Genomic DNA, 15,618 nt, shown 5'->3' on the forward strand with positions numbered 1-15,618 from the left:
CGCGGGCGCCCGCTCCGCGACCGCCCGGAGCACGCGGCGCCATCCCGGTGAATATTTCCGATAAGAGCGTTTTCCGCTTCGTGTCGGGAGGTGCGCACGGGACTCTGAGGCCCAGGAACGCGGTCATCCACGAGGAGTAGGTCCTGGGCATGTCCATCCGCAGAGCAGCTGCGCTCTGCGCCGTCCCCGTTCTGCTGGCCGCAGCCGCATGCGGCTCCGGCGTCGGCTCCGCGGCGGTCGATCCGCGGGACGTGGGGCCGGCGTCCGGCGCCATCACCTGGTACGCCATCAACTTCGGGCCCGAGGGCCTGCCACAGAAACTCATCGACGCCTTCGAGAAGGAACACCCGGACATCTCGGTGACCTATCAGGCGGCGCCGAACAACACCGACACCATGCGCGCCACGCTGACCACCGAGATCTCCGGCGGCTCGGGCAGCATCGACGTGTTCAGCAGCGACGTGATCTGGCCCGCGCAGTTCGGCCGGGCCGACCTGGCCATGCCGCTGGACGAGCACCTGCCCGACGACTTCTGGGACCGCTACCCGGAGGAACGCGCCCGGCTCGCGGAGTACCAGGGCGAGCACGTCGCGGCCCCCTTCTACGCGGACGCCGGCTTCCTCTACTACCGCAAGGACCTGCTGGAGAAGCACGACCTGCCGGTGCCGCGCACGTGGCAGGAGCTGGCCGAGACCGCCAAGACGATCCAGGACGCGGGCGACGTCCGCTACGGCTACGTCGGCCAGTGGGCCAACTACGAGGGGCTGAGCGTCAACTGGCTCGAACTGACGGCCGCGGCCGGCGGGCGCGTGGTCACCGAGGACCGCGAGCGCTGCGCGATCGACTCCGAGGAGAACCGCCGGGTGCTCGACTTCATGCGCCGCATGCTCGACGAGGGCATCGCGCCCTCGGCCAGCACCAGCTTCCAGGAGCCGCAGTCGCTCCAGACGTTCATCGAGGGCGACGCGGTCTTCCACCGCAACTGGGGCTACGGCTTCGGCGAGTCGAACAACCCCGAGGTCTCCGCCATCGCGGGCAAGGTCGGCATCGCCCCGCTGCCCGCGTTCGAGGGCGGCGAGCACCCCGGCCCCTCAGGCACGGGCGGCTGGAACCTCATGGTCAACCCGCACAGCGAGTCCATCGGCGCCGTCCTGACGTTCATCGAGTGGATGACCGGGGACCGCGCGCAGCGGATGCTCGCGGAGAACGCCGTGCTGCCCACGGTCTCCGACGTGCTGAACGACAAGGAGCTGCAACGCGAGGACCCCGTGCTCGCCATCGCGGCCGACGTGCCGACGGTCGCCAGGCCCGCCGTCATCCCCCGTTACGCGCAGGTCAGTTACGGCATCTTCAGCAACATCAACGCGTCGCTCGCAGGCTCGACCCCGCCGGACGCGGCCCTGCGCGAGGCGTGCGACGACATCCAGCGGGCCCTGGAAGGCGACGCCCTGTGAGCGACACACCCCCGGAGGGCACCCCCCGGGCCGACGGTCCCCCGACGGGCGAGGACGAGGGCCACACGCTGGCCTACGGGCACTCCCTGCGCCACCCGGCCCCGCGCGGCGGCCAGAACCGGGCGGACGCCGCCGCGGCGGAGGGGCCGCCGGGCCCCGAGGGCCAGAAGGGCGGATCGCGGCCGGACCGCGGCGGACGGACCGCGCTGGAACGCAAGTTCGCCCGGCTCGGCTGGGGGTTCGCGCTGCCCGGGCTGCTCGTGGTGCTGGCCGTCACGCTGTTCCCCATCGCCTTCTCGGTCGCCATGAGCCTGAGCAACGTCGACGTCTCCGCCGGCGGCTTCCGCCTCTCCGGCTTCACCACCGGCCACTACGGGCTGCTCCTCGGCTCGGAGCGGTGGCGGTACGCGGTGCTGTTCACGGTGCTGTACACCATCGGCACCGTGCTGGCCGAGCTGGTGCTCGGGACGTTGATCGCCCTGGTGCTCGAACGCCTCGGCGGCGCCGGGCGCAGCTGGATGATGGCGCTGCTGCTGCTTCCCTGGGCCATGATCACGGTGGTCTCGGCCCAGCTCTGGGCGTACATGTACAACGGCGTCTACGGCATCCTGACCTCCGCGTCCGAGAACCTGACCGGCGAACCCGTGCAGTTCCTCGGCACCCGTTTCCCCGCCATCATCTCGATGGCGGTCGCCGACATCTGGAAGACCACCCCGTTCGTCGCGATCATCGTGCTCGCGGGGCTGATGATGCTGCCCAAGGACGTCACCGAGGCGGCCCGGGTGGACGGCGCCGACGCGTGGACCGCGTTCTGGCGGGTGCGGCTGCCGCTGCTGCGGCCCGCGCTGACCATCGCCGTGCTGTTCCGCATCCTCCAGGCGTTCGGCATCTTCGACCTGCCGTTCGTGCTGACCGGCGGCGGGCCGGGCAACGCGACGGAATCCCTGGCCCTGCTGGGCTGGCAGGTCATGTTCACCAACCTCGACTTCGGCCCGGGCGCGGCCGTGGCGGCGAGCACGGCGGCCCTGGTGCTGGTCGGCTGCCTGCTGTTCCTGCGCGCCTTCCGGTCCCAGGTCGGCGAGGAGGAGGCCGGCACATGAGAATCGGGCACACGCGGCTCCGGCTGACCTGGACGCACCTCGCGGCCCTGGCCATCGCCGCATTCGTGGCCGCGCCGCTGTACTGGATGGCCGCGTCCTCGTTCAAGGGGCCGGACGAGATCGGGGCCAACCCGCCCGATCTGTGGCCGAAGAGCGCCACCTGGGACAACTACCGGCAGGCGTTCTCCGACAACAACTTCGGCACCTACCTGCTCAACTCGGTGGCGGTCTCGATCGTGGCCACGATCCTGGTGCTGTCCCTGAGCGCGTTCGCCGGGTACGCGCTGGCCCGGCTGCCGCTGCGCGGCAAGGGGCCGATCATGGTGGCCCTGCTGATGATCTCGCTGTTCCCGACGATCGCGCTGGCCGCCCCGCTGTTCCTGCTGATGCGCGATATCGGCTGGCTCAACAGCTACCAGGGGCTCATCCTCGTGTACACGGCCCTGAACGTGCCGTTCGCGGTCTGGATCCTGCGGAACTTCTTCCTCGGGATCCCGAAGGAGATGGAGGAGGTCGCGTGGGTGGACGGCGCCTCACCGGTGCGCACGGTGCTGTCCGTGATCCTGCCGCAGGCGAGACCCGGCATGTTCACCGCGGCGATCTTCACGTTCACCGCGTGCTGGACGGAGTTCCTGATCGCGCTCACGCTCAACACGGCCGACCGGTTCAGGACCATGCCGGTCGGGCTCGCGCTGTTCGGCAGCCAGTTCACCGTCCCGTACGGAACCATCTTCGCCGCCGCGACGGTCTCGGTGCTCCCCATCGCGCTGCTCGTCCTGGTGTTCCGCCGCGCGGTGGTGTCCGGGCTGACCGCCGGCGCGGTCAAGGGCTGAACCGCCACCCGACCCGCGAACCGAAAGGTGTGCCGCCCGATGCCCTCCTTCCGCCCCGTTCCCGCCTGGCTCGCCGACGCCGTTCTCTACCAGATCTACCCGCAGAGCTTCGCCGACTCCAACGGCGACGGCATCGGTGACTTCAACGGCGTCACCGAGCGGATCGACCACCTGGCGTGGCTGGGTGTCAACACCGTCTGGCTCAACCCCTGCTTCGCCTCCCCCTTCGACGACGCCGGGTACGACGTCTCCGACTACCTGTCGGTCGCGCCCCGCTACGGCACCGCCGACGACCTCGCCAACCTCGTCGACGCCGCACGCCGGCGCGGCATCCGCGTCATGCTCGACCTCGTCGCCGGGCACACCTCGGACCGGCACCCGTGGTTCCAGGCCGCGATCGACGACCCGGCCGACCAGCGGTACATCTGGACCGAGGCGCGGGACGGCCTGCCGCCCGGCTTCGTGCCCTCGCCCGGCCTGCGGGCCGGCGGCTACCTGCCGAACTTCTTCGAGTCCCAGCCCGCGCTCAACTTCGGCTACGCGCGCGAGAACCCGGCAGAGCCGTGGCGGCTGCCCGTCCACGCCGAGGGGCCGCGCGCCAACCGGGCCGCGCTGCGCGAGATCATGGATCACTGGCTGCGCCTCGGGCTGGCCGGCTTCCGCGTCGACATGGCCCACTCCCTCGTCAAGGACGACCCGGACCTGACCGAGACCGGCCGGCTGTGGACCGAACTGCGCGAATGGCTCGACGCCACCCACCCGGACGCCGCGCTGCTCGCCGAGTGGGGCGACCCGGCCGTCTCGGTCCCGGCCGGCTTCCACTCCGACTTCTTCCTCCAGTTCGGCGGCCCATCGGACGGCCTGCCCCTGCGCTCGCTGTGGAACAACGGCCACGGCACCGTCGCCGACCACTGGACGCAGAAGCACTGCTACTTCGACGCGGACGGCGGCGGCACCGCCGGCACGTTCGTCACCGCCTGGGAGTCGGTCAGCGCGGTCATCGGCGACCAGGGCTTCATCACCCTGCCCACGGCCAACCACGACTTCTCCCGCCTGGCCTGCGGCCCGCGCACCGCCGAGCAACTGCCCGCCGCGTTCGCGTTCCAGCTGACCTGGCCGACGCTGCCCGCGATCTACTACGGCGACGAGATCGGCATGCGGTACCTGCCCGGCCTGCCCGACCACGAGGGCAGCGTGCTCGACCCCGGCTACAACCGCGCCGGGTCGCGGACGCCGATGCAGTGGGACGACACGCCGGGCGCGGGGTTCTCCACGGCCCCCGAGGACCGTTACTACCTGCCGCTCGACCCCGACCCCGGGCGCCCCGACGTCGCGACGCAGCGCGCCGACCCCGGCTCGCTGCTGCACCTGGTGCGCCGCCTGATCGCGCTGCGCACGTCCACGCCCGAACTCGGCAGCCGCTCCCCCGTCAACGTCCTGCACAGCGGCTACCCGCTGGTGTACACGCGCGGCGACGCCTACCTCGTCGCCGTCAACCCGCGCCGCGAACCCGCCTCGTTCACCCTCCCGGCCCCCGGCGCCCCCGGCGCCAGGCCGGTGGAGACGGGCGGCGCCACCGTGGACGGCCAGGAGGTCACCGTCCCGGGCTTCGGCTGGGGCATCTTCGCCTACTGACCCCGCGCCGGGCCCGTGGGGCGGGGCCGGGCCCGGCGCGGTGGTGCGGAGCCGCGCCGGGCGGGCCGGTGGTGCGCCGGGCGGGCCCGGGGGTGCCAGCCGCACCGGCTGACCGGCTCGACGACTGTCCGCCCGGCGTCAAGTCGTAGTTCCCTGACCTGGATGCCAACGGCCTGGCGCACAACCTGCGCCGACGCGGACGGGGACGCAGTCATGAGCTGGCCAACCCGGTCAGGCGATCGTGTACTGGTCGTGTGGCGTCGCGCGAACCCACACGGCTTCGAAGGCTTTCGCGCACATCCCGGCAACGTTCGAGTCGCGGATGACCTCGTGGCCGGCCAGGTAGCCGTCTCCGCTGAAGTGCCCGATCCGCAGAAGACGGCCATCGAACAGCCAGAAGTCGTTGCCGGGCAACAGCAGATCGGACGTCCGCTTGCGCGGCAGCCACCGCACCTCCTCGCCCGCCGACACGTTGACGGCCGTGCCTGCGTGCTCGAAGCGGATGTACTCGGTCGTCGGTTCCGAGACGATACGGGCCCGGCGAACAGCAACGCCGCGGGCGACCGTGCACCGGATCAACTGCACCCACGGGCGCCAATACTCGCTGTCCGGACCCGATCGCCGACCGGTCCGCCGCCACACAGCCAGTTCCGCGTTCTCGGGGTCAACGGCGTACACGTCGCGCGTTTCCAGGTGAACGGCACTGTGCTGCGTCGCGTCCAGCAGTTCAGCGATCGGTGGGACGTTCGAGGGCACTCAGTACCTCCCTGATGGTTGGAGCCATATGGATGAAGGGGACGCGGACAATGACCTCGCGGACTGGAGGCTGTGCCCACGCTGTAGCAGAGCGCTCCTCCTCAGAGTGGCTTTCCAGCCTCGGATCACGACTTCGCGACGGTCTGTGTCGGTCCAGATAGCCGGGCTGTCGTCACCCTGACTCGGGGTCGCTGTGCGCGGGTTCGTGTACGAGCCACCGCCGGGGACCACGCCCGCGGCTTGAGCGCCGCAGCCCAACGGCGCAGGCCCGCAGCCGCTAACCCGACAACCGCGACCCGCCACAGCGACGTCACGGCCGAGTCACCGCATCGATTATCTCCCCTACGATCGAAGCAACACGGGCAACCACCAGCCCCGCCTCAGCACTTCGTTGCAGCCATCCTGAAAGGGACACAAGATGCAACCGAATAAAAACGCACCTCACGCGCCCTGAACCCGCGGGTCAGAAAGCCTCCTCCCCGCCCACGCGGGGGTGTTCCCTGCGCGCTGCGGACAGCGTCGACATCCGGTTCCTCGTCCCCGCACGCGCGGGGGTGTTCCGACGAGGTCGCCGGGGAGGAGTGGAGCGTTGGGCTCGTCCCCGCACGCGCGGGGGTGTTCCTGAAGACGGGCAAATGCCTAATGTTGTGCGGAACTTCTCCCCGCCTACGCGGGGGCGCCCTGAGGAGAAGGATGCGCGTGCGTCACCTCCCCAAGCAGCTCGGCCACTTGGACCCGTCACAGTTAGTGCCGACCTGTCGACGGAAGCGCCACGGATGGGCGATGGTGCGCAAGTAGACGCAACCCACTCGACAGGAGTACGGGCCACGGCGCTACGGTTCATGGGTATCGCCCCCAACACGGACGGCAACCAATGCCCCACCGTGTGGGTCGACGAGGCGACCTCGACCTGGTGATCCAAGGCTGGAAGGCCGATGCGGCCACCGAGGCTGACTGTCTTAGGACGGGCAAGATCCCCGACAGCGAGGGCGTCGTCCGACTCCCCGCTCGTATGGTCCCCATCCTCAGGAAGGCGTGCGATGCAGCAGAAGCCACCAAGCTTCACTGAGCAACTGGCCGACTGCCGCCAGCTGGCCGTCCATTTGGAGATGCGTGACGCCTACGGCATTGCCGAGGAGGGGGCCGATTTTGCTGCCTGGAAGGCCGGCGACGACAGCAGCCGCCACGACCACTCCGGGCGCCGCGATGCGTGGCTCGACACCGTACGCGCCGCCGTTGCCCGCGAGGTGGTCATCCGCCGCGCCCGCATTGTCTCCGAGCCCGTGAGCGGGTACATCCGCTTCGAGCACGCCGGAACTCCCCTCAACATCGAGGCAGGCGAAGACGTGCGGTGGCTGTCACGGCGCGGGGCCTCCGACATCACGCCCCCGGGGAACGACTTCTGGCTTTTCGACGACCAGGTCGTCCGGTTCAACCACTTCACCGGTGACGGCGCGAGCGCCGGTCCCGAAGTCGTCGGTGACCCGGCTGTGGTGAAGCTGTGCGCCACGGCGTTCGAGGCCGTATGGGAGCGAGCAACACCGCACGCCGAGGACCGCGTCTGATCACCGCGCCGAGCAGCTACCCATGTCCGGATCATCATCATCCAGCGCTCAGGCCGCTCGCGGTGCCATTGCGAGTAGGCTGCGTGAGATACGACTCGACGCAGGACTGACTGGGCGCGACGTGGCCGCTCGGTGCGGGTGGCACCCCGCGAAAACATCACGCCTGGAGAGCGCCAAGGCAGCACCCTCGGACGCCGACATTCGCGCATGGTGCAGAGCGTGTGACGCCGAGGACCAGATCAGCGACTTGATCGTGGCCTCGCGCAATGCCGATTCGATGTACATCGAGTGGCGTCGGCTCCAACGTGGCGGCCTGCGGCACCTGCAAGAATCTCGCGTGCCGCTGTACGAACGCACGAGCCTGTTTCGCGTCTACTCCTCTCAGGTCGTGCCCGGCTTGCTCCAAACGCCAGCATATGCTGCCGCGTTGCTGACTGCGATTGCCACTTTTCACGGCACACCTGACGACGTCGCGGAGGCTGTCGAGGCGCGGCTGGCGCGGTCCGATGTGATCCGGTCGGGGCGGCACCGGTTCGTGCTCCTAATCGAGGAATCCGTGCTGCGCTACCAGATCGGCCAGCCGGATGTCATGGCTGGGCAGCTCGGGGCGCTGCTGTCGGCCATGGCTCTGCCCGCCGTGTCCCTGGGCATCGTGCCGTTCTCCGCCCCAGCCCGCCCGCAATGGGTACTGGAAGGGTTCACGATGTTCGATGACCAGCGAGTGCATGTCGAACTTCTCGGCGCCCAGGTGACGGTGACCGCGCCCGGCGAGGTGGATCTATATGTGCGGGCGCACGCTCGCCTGCTGGACCTGGCTGTACACGGAGACCGCGCGCGTCGCCTGATCTTGGCCGCACTGAACGCCCTAGGGTGAATTTCCGCAATTTCTCGCAACTCTCTGGTGGCTGATCTCTCGCGCTCTCTACCGTCCTCGGCACAGACCCCTGGGCGTGGGAGGCACGATGACGATGTCCGAGACAGCACCCTCATGGCTGCCGTCCGGGTTCGGGGCGATACTGCCGTCCGGCCGCTGGTGGGATGCCGTCAGGGCCCCGTCGTTCGTCGGCACCCGCACGGTCGGTGTGCTGCGGGAGCAGTCCGGGCCGGTGGTCGAGGACCAGTTCGCGCGGACGATGACGTGGTTCGTTCCGACGGGGACGACGGCCGGGTGGGACGCCGGGCTGCTGGGCGTGCAGGTCCTCGGGCGCGGGCTCGCGCTCCTCGTGCCGCCCGCTGACGCGCTCGACTCGTGCCGGTTCGTCGTCTGGTGGGCGATCCCCCCGAACGCTACCTGCCTGACCGACCCGGACGCGCTGCGCGGCGCGTTGGAGCAGGCGCGGTGACCGCGCCCGTGGCCTGCCTGCTCGTGGCCTGCTTCGTTCTCGCCCCGTAGGAGCACGTCATGTCCACATGTCGCCACCTCGGCCCGGAGTTGGACCGCCGCGAGGACGGCGCGCACTGCCCGAGCTGCGACGCCCTGATCTACCCCGCAAGCGCCTGCGCCCACCTGCGCCCGCCCACCCCTCAACCCGCCTCCGACACCGACCCCAAGCCGGCCGAAGAGGCCAGCCGGTGAAGGGCGTCATCATCGCAGTGGAAATCGACGCCCGCACCGTCGCCGTCGGAGACCAGATCATGATCGGCGGACAGCCTCTCGTCGTGCGGGACTTGACCGCACTGGCCGCCGGACGCAAACGGCTTCAGTTCCACTCCGGCGAAACCCTGGTCATGAACCGCACCACCGTCCTCTGGGCCGCCCGCCGCCACAACCCCCGCATCCCGCGCGGCCGACCCCGATGACCGCCACCTCGCGGTGACCACGAAGCGGACATCCGGACGGGCGAACGCGTTCGCCAGGATCGACACCCCACGAAGGAGAACCGCCATGCCCGACACCACCGAGAGCAACTGATGCGTGCCCCGGGCCATCCGCTCACCGCCGCCCTGCTGCTCCGCGACACCGCCGGACGCGTGCTGCTCCTCCACCCACGTGACCGAACGTACTGGCAGTTGCCCGGGGGTCTTGTCGAGGCGAACGAGTCCCCGCGCGCCGCCGCGCGCCGGGAGGCCCGGGAGGAGACCGGATTGGACATCGAGCCCGGCCCTCTTCATGTCGTCGAATGGGTACCGGCCCGCACGGCCGGGCGGCGTGGGCGGCTGGCGTTCGTATTCACCGCTCCAACGCTCACCGCCGGGCAGATCGCCGGTATCCGGCTTCAGCCCGAAGAGATCGACGCCTACCAGCTGGTGCCTCCATCGCGCGCCCACGTGCTGTTGCACCCGAGGATCGCGGCGCGCCTGCGCCGAGGTCCCTACTACCGTGAAGCCCCCTTCCCCGAGAGGACACATTCGTGACCGACTTCCCGGCCGACCGGCCGTTGCGTATCGGCACCCGCAGCTCCCCCATGGCGCTCGCGCAAGTCGAGCAGGTGACCGCCCTGCTGAGGAAGCAAGCCCCCGACCTGGTGGTTGAGTCGGTGCCGGTCACGACCGAGGCCGACATGTGGCAGGGCGACCTGGCCAAGCTCGGCGGGAAAGGGCTGTTCACCAAGCGCATCGACCAGATGCTTCAGCGCGGCGAGGTCGACATGGCCGTGCACTGCGTCAAGGACGTGCCGGGCGATGTCCCCCTACCGGACGGCATCGTCTTCGCCGCCTACCTGCCGCGCGAGGGGGTGCGCAATGTGCTGCTCGTCCCACGGGAGTCGGGCGTGCGCACGCTCGACGACCTGCCCGCAGGCGCGACCGTGGGCACTTCCGCCGTGCGGCGCAAGGCGCAGATCAACCGTGTCCGTCCCGACCTGAACGTGGTGCGCCTGCGCGGCCTGGTCGGCACGCGCGTGGAGAAGCTGGACGGCGACAAGCCAGGGCCCAAGCTCGACGCCATGGTCCTGGCCCTGGCGGGTCTGGAACGCGTCGGACTGACCGACCGGGCTCGACAGGTGTTCACCGAGGCGGAGATGCTGCCCGCCGTCGGCGCGGGCGTGCTCGGCCTCCAGTGCCGCCGGGATGACGGCCCCGTGGCCGGCCTGCTCGCCCGCCTCAACCACGAACGCACGATGCGGGAAGTCACTGCGGAACGCGTCATGCTCCACGGCCTGCGCGAGCACTGCAACAGCCCGATCGCCGAATACTGCGTCACCGAACCCGACGGCCAACTGAGCCTGCGGGGCATGGTGTTCTCCCGCGACGGCTCCCAGTTCGTTCACGCCCACTGCTGGGGCGAGTCGCTGAACGACCCGGCGGTGCTCGGTTCCCGCGTCTGCGCCGAACTGCTGCGCCAGGGCGCCCGCGACATCATTTCCGGTATCCCTCACTGACCAGGAGAGGGACGCCGATGAACGAGAACGAGGGCGGCGAGGAGTGGCCCGAACCTACCGAGTGGCCCGACCCGCGCCACGCCGAAGTCGTGGCCCACCTCAACCGCGCACGCACGCGCCGGGGCGGCGAGCCCGTGTGCGGGTTCGTGCACGAGCCACCGCCGGGAACCACGCCCGCGGCGTAGCACCGCAGCACAACGACGCAGGCCGCAAGCCACCAACCAGGCAGCCGCGACCCGAACCAGCGACGTTCGGTAGCGAGTACGGCCGCAACCTCACTTCCGTATGCCAACGCGGGAAGCGGCGGTCCAGATACCCGCCCCTTCAGCAAGGCCGCGCCACCGCCTCGACCCCCTCACCTACCATCGAAGCAACACAGGCAACCACCGGCCGCGCATCAGCACTTCCTAGCGGCCATACCTGAAAGGGACGCGAGATGCTATCGAATGAAAACGCACCCCACGCTCCCTAAAGCCGCAGGTCAGGAAGCCTCGTCCCCGCACACGCGGGGGTGTTCCCGGCTGGGAGCTCCCCAAGATCAAGTGCTCGAACTCGTCCCCGCACACGCGGGGGTGTTCCCGCGTCGGGCGGGTGCCCGGCTGCGGGAGAAGGCTCGTCCCCGCACACGCGGGGGTGTTCCCCCGCAGCGATCGCATAGGTCCCCCTTGCCTGCCTCGTCCCCGCGCACGCGGGGGTGTTCCCCTGGACCCGGGCGCCACGTTCGGTCATGTACTCTCGTCCCCGTGCACGCGGGGGTGTTTCCGTGCCGGTCAGAGAATGTCCGGGGGCAACGCGTCCATAAGAAGCTCGTCGCACGGCAGGCCGTCCCAGTACCCGGCCTCCCGGCGGCGGCCGACGTGGCGGAAGCCAGCGCGTTCATAGGCACGGATGGCGTGAGTGTTGGATGCAAGGACAGTGAGCCAGATACTGCGCAGGTTGGCGGTGTCGAAGCCGTGCCGGGCTGCGAGGCGCACGGCGGGGGCGGCCAAACCCTGGCCGCGTCCTTCGGGGCCGAGAGCGATGGACAGTTCGGCAGTGTGCATGTCGTGGTCGATGGCGAGGGTGACGGTGCCGATGGGTGCTGGCCGCCCGCCGCGCACGTCGTAGATGGTGCGGTGGAGGTGGTCGCCGGCGAGTTGCGCCTCCAGGCCAGCGGAGCGTTCGTCGAGGCATACCTCTGTGGTGCGACCGTAGCCGCGCATGACGCCAGGGTCGTTGTCCCAGCGCAAGTAAAGGGTGAGGAGGTCGCGGCGGAGCGGACCGAGCGCAACCAATTCACTCTGCGCCAGCAGTTCCAGACTCATGGGGTCACCGGCCCGAGGTTAGTGAAAGTTTCCGCAGGAGCAGGGCGTGCTTCCTGAGGACTGCGTGCCCGACTCCGGCTACACCAGGTCGGGACGCGGACGCCGATGTAGTGGCACGACTTTCCGGACGCGGGGTTCTGCCACCGATCCCAACGAGCGGTACCGCCTGCCGCTCGGTCTCGCCCCCTGCCACCCGGATATCGCGACACAAGGGCACGCACCCGGGCGGGCAGTGCAACAGAAGCGGTTCTCAAGGTGATCGCGCCCTGGGGCTGTCCATTCGCTGCCAGCAACAAGGTTCCCGCCACGACCGACTACGGGCTTGACATACCGGCATTGCCAGAACGCCGGGACCGGCCACCGGTGTGCAGTCGCTGTGTCACACACCGCTCCACCGGGCGTACTCCCGCAGCTGCTCGGCCGGTGCCCGGCGGGCACGCAGCAGCGTCCCGACGGTCTCATGGGTGTGCGGGTGGTACCGCGTCAGCTGCGGGGCCGTCTCGCGGGCGGACAGCAGGGACCGCAACGCTTCCTCGTGGTGGGCTGTCCACGCCTCCGCGCGTGCTTTGCGGATCATGAAGTGCGCGGCGAGCGTGGGTGGGCAGTGCGGAGGCAGCCGCATCTCCGACGCGCGTGACAGCGCTGCGGCGTGGTCGTCCCGGTCGTTCTCCGCACCCATCAGCGCCAGCGCGACGCCGAACGGGCCGAACGTCAGCGCGTGGTGGTACACGTCGCCGGTCTGTTCGGCCAACTCACGCGCCTGCCCGAGCCAGTCGTGCGCGCTGCTTTCGTCCCGTTGCTGGAACGCCAGAGACGCCGCTCGCACGTACAGACTGCCACGCACCGCGCGTGTCACCTCGGTACCGTCGTCGTCGAGATCACGCAAGGCCACGCGCATCAGTGCCATCCCCCGGTCTGGCCGCCCTGACTGCGCGTGGGTCATCGCGGACCGTTCCAGTCGCTCGATCGCCACTTGGGCGGGGTCGCCCGAGTGCGGCGCCACCGCGGCCATGCGGGACAGGGCGAGTCTCGCGAGGTCCATGTAGCCGAGTCTGTACGCCATGATGGCTGCCGTGCGGGCCAGTTCGGCGGCGAGACGGTAAGCGCGTTCGCGCGGCTCTCCGGCCGGAACCGTCAGCGCGACGGCGGACGCCTCCACGATGAGCGCGGGCAGCGACTCGGCGATCTTCGCGAACTCGGTGCTGATGCGCAGCTGGACGATTCGGCGGACGTCGTTCGTGAGGTCGTCGAGTCGGCGTGGCGGCGCCTCGTCCGGCGGGATGTCCCAGGAATGCAGAGCGCTGCTGATCGGGGTGAGCAACGCGTCGAGGCGTTCGGCCTGCAACATGTGGATGTACGGCTGTCCGTGCAACACGGCGACCGTGACGCCGAGCGCCCGGGCGATACCGGCCTCCACCGCTGGGCTGGCGGAGCGAGTACCGCCCTCGATGCGGCACAGCTGGGATGCCGAAACGTGGGCGCGTCGCCCGAGTTCGGTGAGCGAGAAGCCGCGGATCGCGCGAAATTGCCGGATGCGCGCGCCGATTCCTCGCCTCTCCGAAGCCGTAGGGGTGTAGTCGGGCATGCTGACCTCGCGTGTGCCGTAGTAGCTCTCGGTACTTGGAACGGTACTCCTGGCCGCACACTCAGGACAGCGCCCAGCCCTGGCGGGGGCGGGTGTGACGCGCGCGTTCTCCGCGCAGGGGTGGTGTCATGAGGGGCGCCGCATCGGATCGGAAGTTCAGTTCACGGGGGCTTTCGCACTGTGTTCGGAATAAGCAGCCCCTGCCATTACCGCCTGCCCGGCGGGCTCGCCGCCGACTGCATGGCACACCTGCGCGGCCTGTGCCCGGCCTTGCGCGGCGCACACGGGCAAGCGGCCAAACGCGCGGCCAACTCCGACGGGCTGCTGATATCCGTCCTCCACGAATGCCCAGGCGCCGAACGAGACCGCAACCCGCCGCACCGCCTCCCCCTGCCCGCTACGCTGCATGCGCACCAAGGCAACACAGGCAACCACCGACCAAGCCTCAGCACTTGCAGGCAGCTCTACCTGAGAGGCACGCAAGATGCAACCGAATGAAAACGCACCCCAGGCGCCCTAAAGCCGCAGGTCAAAAAGCCTCGTCCCCGCACACGCGGGGGTGTTCCATCGCCTCGACCTGCGCGGCCGGCCAGGGGTCCCTCGTCCCCGCACACGCGGGGGTGTTCCCATGCGGCTGCTGGTGCAGGCGGGGGGCGCCCCCTCGTCCCCGCACATGCGGGGGTGTTCCCCGGCCGCCCTGCCCCGCGTCGTTCGCGGGGCCCTCGTCCCCGCACACGCGGGGGTGTTCCGATGCTGGTGTTCGCCGACGGGGTCGGCGGAGGACTCGTCCCCGCATCCGCGGGGGTTGGCTCGGGGGTGTCGGGCGGGGGTTCGGTGGCCTCGCCTCCCATACGCATGGGCATGGTGTCATGATGGGCGCCGCATGTGACCAGCAGTTCAGTTCACGGGGGGCTTTCGCACTGTGTTCGGAATCATCAGACCTTGCCGCCACCGCCTGCCCGGCGGGCTCGCCGCCGACTGGATGGCGCACCTGTGCGGCCTGTGCCTGGCCCTGCGCGGCACGCACGGACAGGCGGCCAGGGTCGCGACCAACTACGACGGGCTGCTGATATCCGTCCTGCACGACGCCCAGGCGCCGAGCGAGAACGTGGCCCGCCGCACCGCGGGCCCCTGCCCGCTGCGCGGCATGCGCACCGCGAGCGTCGCGCGCGGCGAGGGCGCCGCCCTGGCCGCGGCCGTGTCCCTCGTTCTGGCGTCGGCGAAGATCCGCGACCACGTCGCGGACGGCGACGGCATCCTGGCCAGGCGCGGGCTCGCGACCGCCGCGCGGCGCGTCGCCTCCGGCTGGGACGCCGCGGGCGGCCGGGGCGGTGCGCGGGTCGGGTTCGACACCGCCGTTCTCACCGATGCCGTGGAACGCCAGCCCGCCGTCGAGGCCGCGGCCGGCCCCGGCACGCCCGTGCTCCTCGTCACCGCGCCGACCGAGGCGGCGACGGCCGCCGCGTTCGGCCACACCGCGCGCCTGGCCGGACGGCCGGGGAACGCGGCGGCCCTGTCCGAGGCCGGGCGCCTGTTCGGCCGCGTCGCCCATCTCCTCGACGCCGTCGAGGATCTGGAAAGCGACGCGCGGACCGGCGCGTGGAACCCGATCACCGCCACCGGGACCCCGCTGCCCGAGGTCCGCCGCCTGTGCGACGACGCCGTGCTCGGCGTCCGGCTCGCCCTGGCGGAGGCCGAGTTCACCGACGACCGGCTGCTGCACCTGCTCCTCGACCACGAGCTGCGCCGGGCGGTCGACCGCGCCTTCGGCACCACCTGCGCCCACGCGCCGCCGGGCGGCCCGCCCCCGGCGCCGCCCCAGCCGCCCGGCCGCACGCGGGGGCTGCTGGCCGGCTGCGCCGTGTGGACGGGGCTGTTCTGCACCTGCCAGGTGTGCTGCGCCGACCCGTACCACGACCCGTGGACCGGTAAGGAGCGGCACGGCTGGTGCCACTGGTGCGAGTGCTGCGGCACGTGTGCCGACTGCTGCAATTGCTGCAACTGCGGCAACAGCGACGGCGACGGCGGCGACGGGTGCAGTTGCTGCGACTGCTGAGGCCCGCCCG

Annotated in this window: 16 protein-coding genes and 1 CRISPR repeat array; of the genes, 13 read left to right on the forward strand and 3 right to left on the reverse strand. The window is 70.5% G+C overall.

Features of this window, described 5'->3' with window-relative positions; translation table 11 throughout:
* Window positions 1–149: 149 nt before the first annotated feature.
* From LC193_RS05870 to LC193_RS05885, 4 genes are read left to right on the forward strand one after another with little or no spacing between them, the layout of a single operon-like run.
* Window positions 150–1,454 (forward strand): ABC transporter substrate-binding protein, encoded by a 1,305-nt coding sequence (locus LC193_RS05870; protein WP_226072207.1) that lies wholly within the window; start codon window positions 150–152, stop codon window positions 1,452–1,454.
* Window positions 1,451–2,554 (forward strand): carbohydrate ABC transporter permease, encoded by a 1,104-nt coding sequence (locus tag LC193_RS05875; protein WP_226072209.1) that lies wholly within the window; start codon window positions 1,451–1,453, stop codon window positions 2,552–2,554. The genes LC193_RS05870 and LC193_RS05875 overlap by 4 nt, the downstream gene beginning before the upstream one ends.
* Window positions 2,551–3,387 (forward strand): carbohydrate ABC transporter permease, encoded by an 837-nt coding sequence (locus tag LC193_RS05880; protein WP_226072212.1) that lies wholly within the window; start codon window positions 2,551–2,553, stop codon window positions 3,385–3,387. The genes LC193_RS05875 and LC193_RS05880 overlap by 4 nt, the downstream gene beginning before the upstream one ends.
* Before the next feature lie 39 nt (window positions 3,388–3,426).
* Window positions 3,427–5,022, forward strand: a complete 1,596-nt coding sequence (locus LC193_RS05885) for an alpha-amylase family glycosyl hydrolase (RefSeq protein WP_226072213.1) — start codon at window positions 3,427–3,429, stop codon at window positions 5,020–5,022.
* Between the two features lie 231 nt (window positions 5,023–5,253).
* On the opposite strand, the gene LC193_RS05890 is transcribed toward LC193_RS05885, so the two are convergent.
* Window positions 5,254–5,778: a DUF6879 family protein gene (locus tag LC193_RS05890; RefSeq protein ID WP_226072216.1), complete on the reverse strand. Its 525-nt coding sequence runs from the start codon at window positions 5,776–5,778 to the stop codon at window positions 5,254–5,256.
* Window positions 5,779–6,818: 1,040 nt separating this feature from the next.
* Here LC193_RS05890 and LC193_RS05900 point away from each other — a divergent pair.
* The 8 genes from LC193_RS05900 (at window position 6,819) to LC193_RS05935 (ending at window position 10,848) form a co-directional block, all read left to right on the forward strand.
* A complete protein-coding gene (locus tag LC193_RS05900) occupies window positions 6,819–7,343 on the forward strand; it encodes a DUF6879 family protein (protein WP_226072218.1) in 525 nt (174 codons plus the stop codon).
* 22 nt (window positions 7,344–7,365) lie between these two features.
* Complete coding sequence (locus tag LC193_RS05905; protein WP_226072219.1) at window positions 7,366–8,217, forward strand: helix-turn-helix domain-containing protein; 852 nt, start codon at window positions 7,366–7,368, stop codon at window positions 8,215–8,217.
* A 94-nt stretch (window positions 8,218–8,311) separates the two neighbouring features.
* Window positions 8,312–8,686, forward strand: a complete 375-nt coding sequence (locus tag LC193_RS05910) for a hypothetical protein (protein ID WP_226072221.1) — start codon at window positions 8,312–8,314, stop codon at window positions 8,684–8,686.
* Window positions 8,687–8,745: 59 nt separating this feature from the next.
* A complete protein-coding gene (locus LC193_RS05915) occupies window positions 8,746–8,919 on the forward strand; it encodes a hypothetical protein (RefSeq protein ID WP_226072223.1) in 174 nt (57 codons plus the stop codon).
* Window positions 8,916–9,143: a hypothetical protein gene (locus LC193_RS05920; protein ID WP_226072225.1), complete on the forward strand. Its 228-nt coding sequence runs from the start codon at window positions 8,916–8,918 to the stop codon at window positions 9,141–9,143. The genes LC193_RS05915 and LC193_RS05920 overlap by 4 nt, the downstream gene beginning before the upstream one ends.
* 111 nt (window positions 9,144–9,254) lie before the next feature.
* Window positions 9,255–9,698, forward strand: a complete 444-nt coding sequence (locus LC193_RS05925; RefSeq protein WP_226072230.1) for an NUDIX domain-containing protein — start codon at window positions 9,255–9,257, stop codon at window positions 9,696–9,698.
* Window positions 9,695–10,663: a hydroxymethylbilane synthase gene (gene hemC / locus LC193_RS05930; RefSeq protein ID WP_226072232.1), complete on the forward strand. Its 969-nt coding sequence runs from the start codon at window positions 9,695–9,697 to the stop codon at window positions 10,661–10,663. The genes LC193_RS05925 and hemC overlap by 4 nt, the downstream gene beginning before the upstream one ends.
* A gap of 17 nt (window positions 10,664–10,680) precedes the next feature.
* Window positions 10,681–10,848, forward strand: coding sequence for a hypothetical protein (locus LC193_RS05935; protein ID WP_226072235.1), 168 nt, complete (start codon window positions 10,681–10,683; stop codon window positions 10,846–10,848).
* Window positions 10,849–11,153: 305 nt separating this feature from the next.
* Window positions 11,154–11,426: a CRISPR direct-repeat array (repeat unit 29 nt; unit sequence CTCGTCCCCGCACACGCGGGGGTGTTCCC).
* A 7-nt stretch (window positions 11,427–11,433) separates the two neighbouring features.
* Here LC193_RS05935 and LC193_RS05940 read toward each other — a convergent pair.
* Both LC193_RS05940 and LC193_RS05945 read right to left on the reverse strand, forming a co-directional pair.
* Window positions 11,434–11,967, reverse strand: a complete 534-nt coding sequence (locus tag LC193_RS05940; RefSeq protein WP_226072237.1) for a GNAT family N-acetyltransferase — start codon at window positions 11,965–11,967, stop codon at window positions 11,434–11,436.
* A gap of 379 nt (window positions 11,968–12,346) precedes the next feature.
* Entirely contained in the window at window positions 12,347–13,552 is a 1,206-nt protein-coding gene (locus LC193_RS05945; RefSeq protein ID WP_226072238.1) for a helix-turn-helix domain-containing protein, read from the reverse strand.
* A 922-nt stretch (window positions 13,553–14,474) separates the two neighbouring features.
* Here LC193_RS05945 and LC193_RS05955 point away from each other — a divergent pair.
* Complete coding sequence (locus LC193_RS05955) at window positions 14,475–15,608, forward strand: DUF5685 family protein (RefSeq protein ID WP_226072239.1); 1,134 nt, start codon at window positions 14,475–14,477, stop codon at window positions 15,606–15,608.
* Window positions 15,609–15,618 lie beyond the last annotated feature (10 nt).

Origin of the sequence: Streptomyces marincola (assembly GCF_020410765.1) — a bacterium.
In the GTDB taxonomy this organism is placed as follows: Bacteria; Actinomycetota; Actinomycetes; order Streptomycetales; family Streptomycetaceae; genus Streptomyces; species Streptomyces marincola.

Coding starts and splice junctions, on each gene's coding strand:
- LC193_RS05870 (WP_226072207.1), top strand. CDS start 150: ATGTCCATCCGCAGAGCAGCTGCGCTCTGCGCCGTCCCCGTTCTGCTG.
- LC193_RS05880 (WP_226072212.1), top strand. CDS start 2,551: ATGAGAATCGGGCACACGCGGCTCCGGCTGACCTGGACGCACCTCGCG.
- LC193_RS05885 (WP_226072213.1), top strand. CDS start 3,427: ATGCCCTCCTTCCGCCCCGTTCCCGCCTGGCTCGCCGACGCCGTTCTC.
- LC193_RS05900 (WP_226072218.1), top strand. CDS start 6,819: ATGCAGCAGAAGCCACCAAGCTTCACTGAGCAACTGGCCGACTGCCGC.
- LC193_RS05905 (WP_226072219.1), top strand. CDS start 7,366: ATGTCCGGATCATCATCATCCAGCGCTCAGGCCGCTCGCGGTGCCATT.
- LC193_RS05910 (WP_226072221.1), top strand. CDS start 8,312: ATGTCCGAGACAGCACCCTCATGGCTGCCGTCCGGGTTCGGGGCGATA.
- LC193_RS05915 (WP_226072223.1), top strand. CDS start 8,746: ATGTCCACATGTCGCCACCTCGGCCCGGAGTTGGACCGCCGCGAGGAC.
- LC193_RS05925 (WP_226072230.1), top strand. CDS start 9,255: ATGCGTGCCCCGGGCCATCCGCTCACCGCCGCCCTGCTGCTCCGCGAC.
- LC193_RS05935 (WP_226072235.1), top strand. CDS start 10,681: ATGAACGAGAACGAGGGCGGCGAGGAGTGGCCCGAACCTACCGAGTGG.
- LC193_RS05940 (WP_226072237.1), bottom strand. CDS start 11,967: ATGAGTCTGGAACTGCTGGCGCAGAGTGAATTGGTTGCGCTCGGTCCG.
- LC193_RS05945 (WP_226072238.1), bottom strand. CDS start 13,552: ATGCCCGACTACACCCCTACGGCTTCGGAGAGGCGAGGAATCGGCGCG.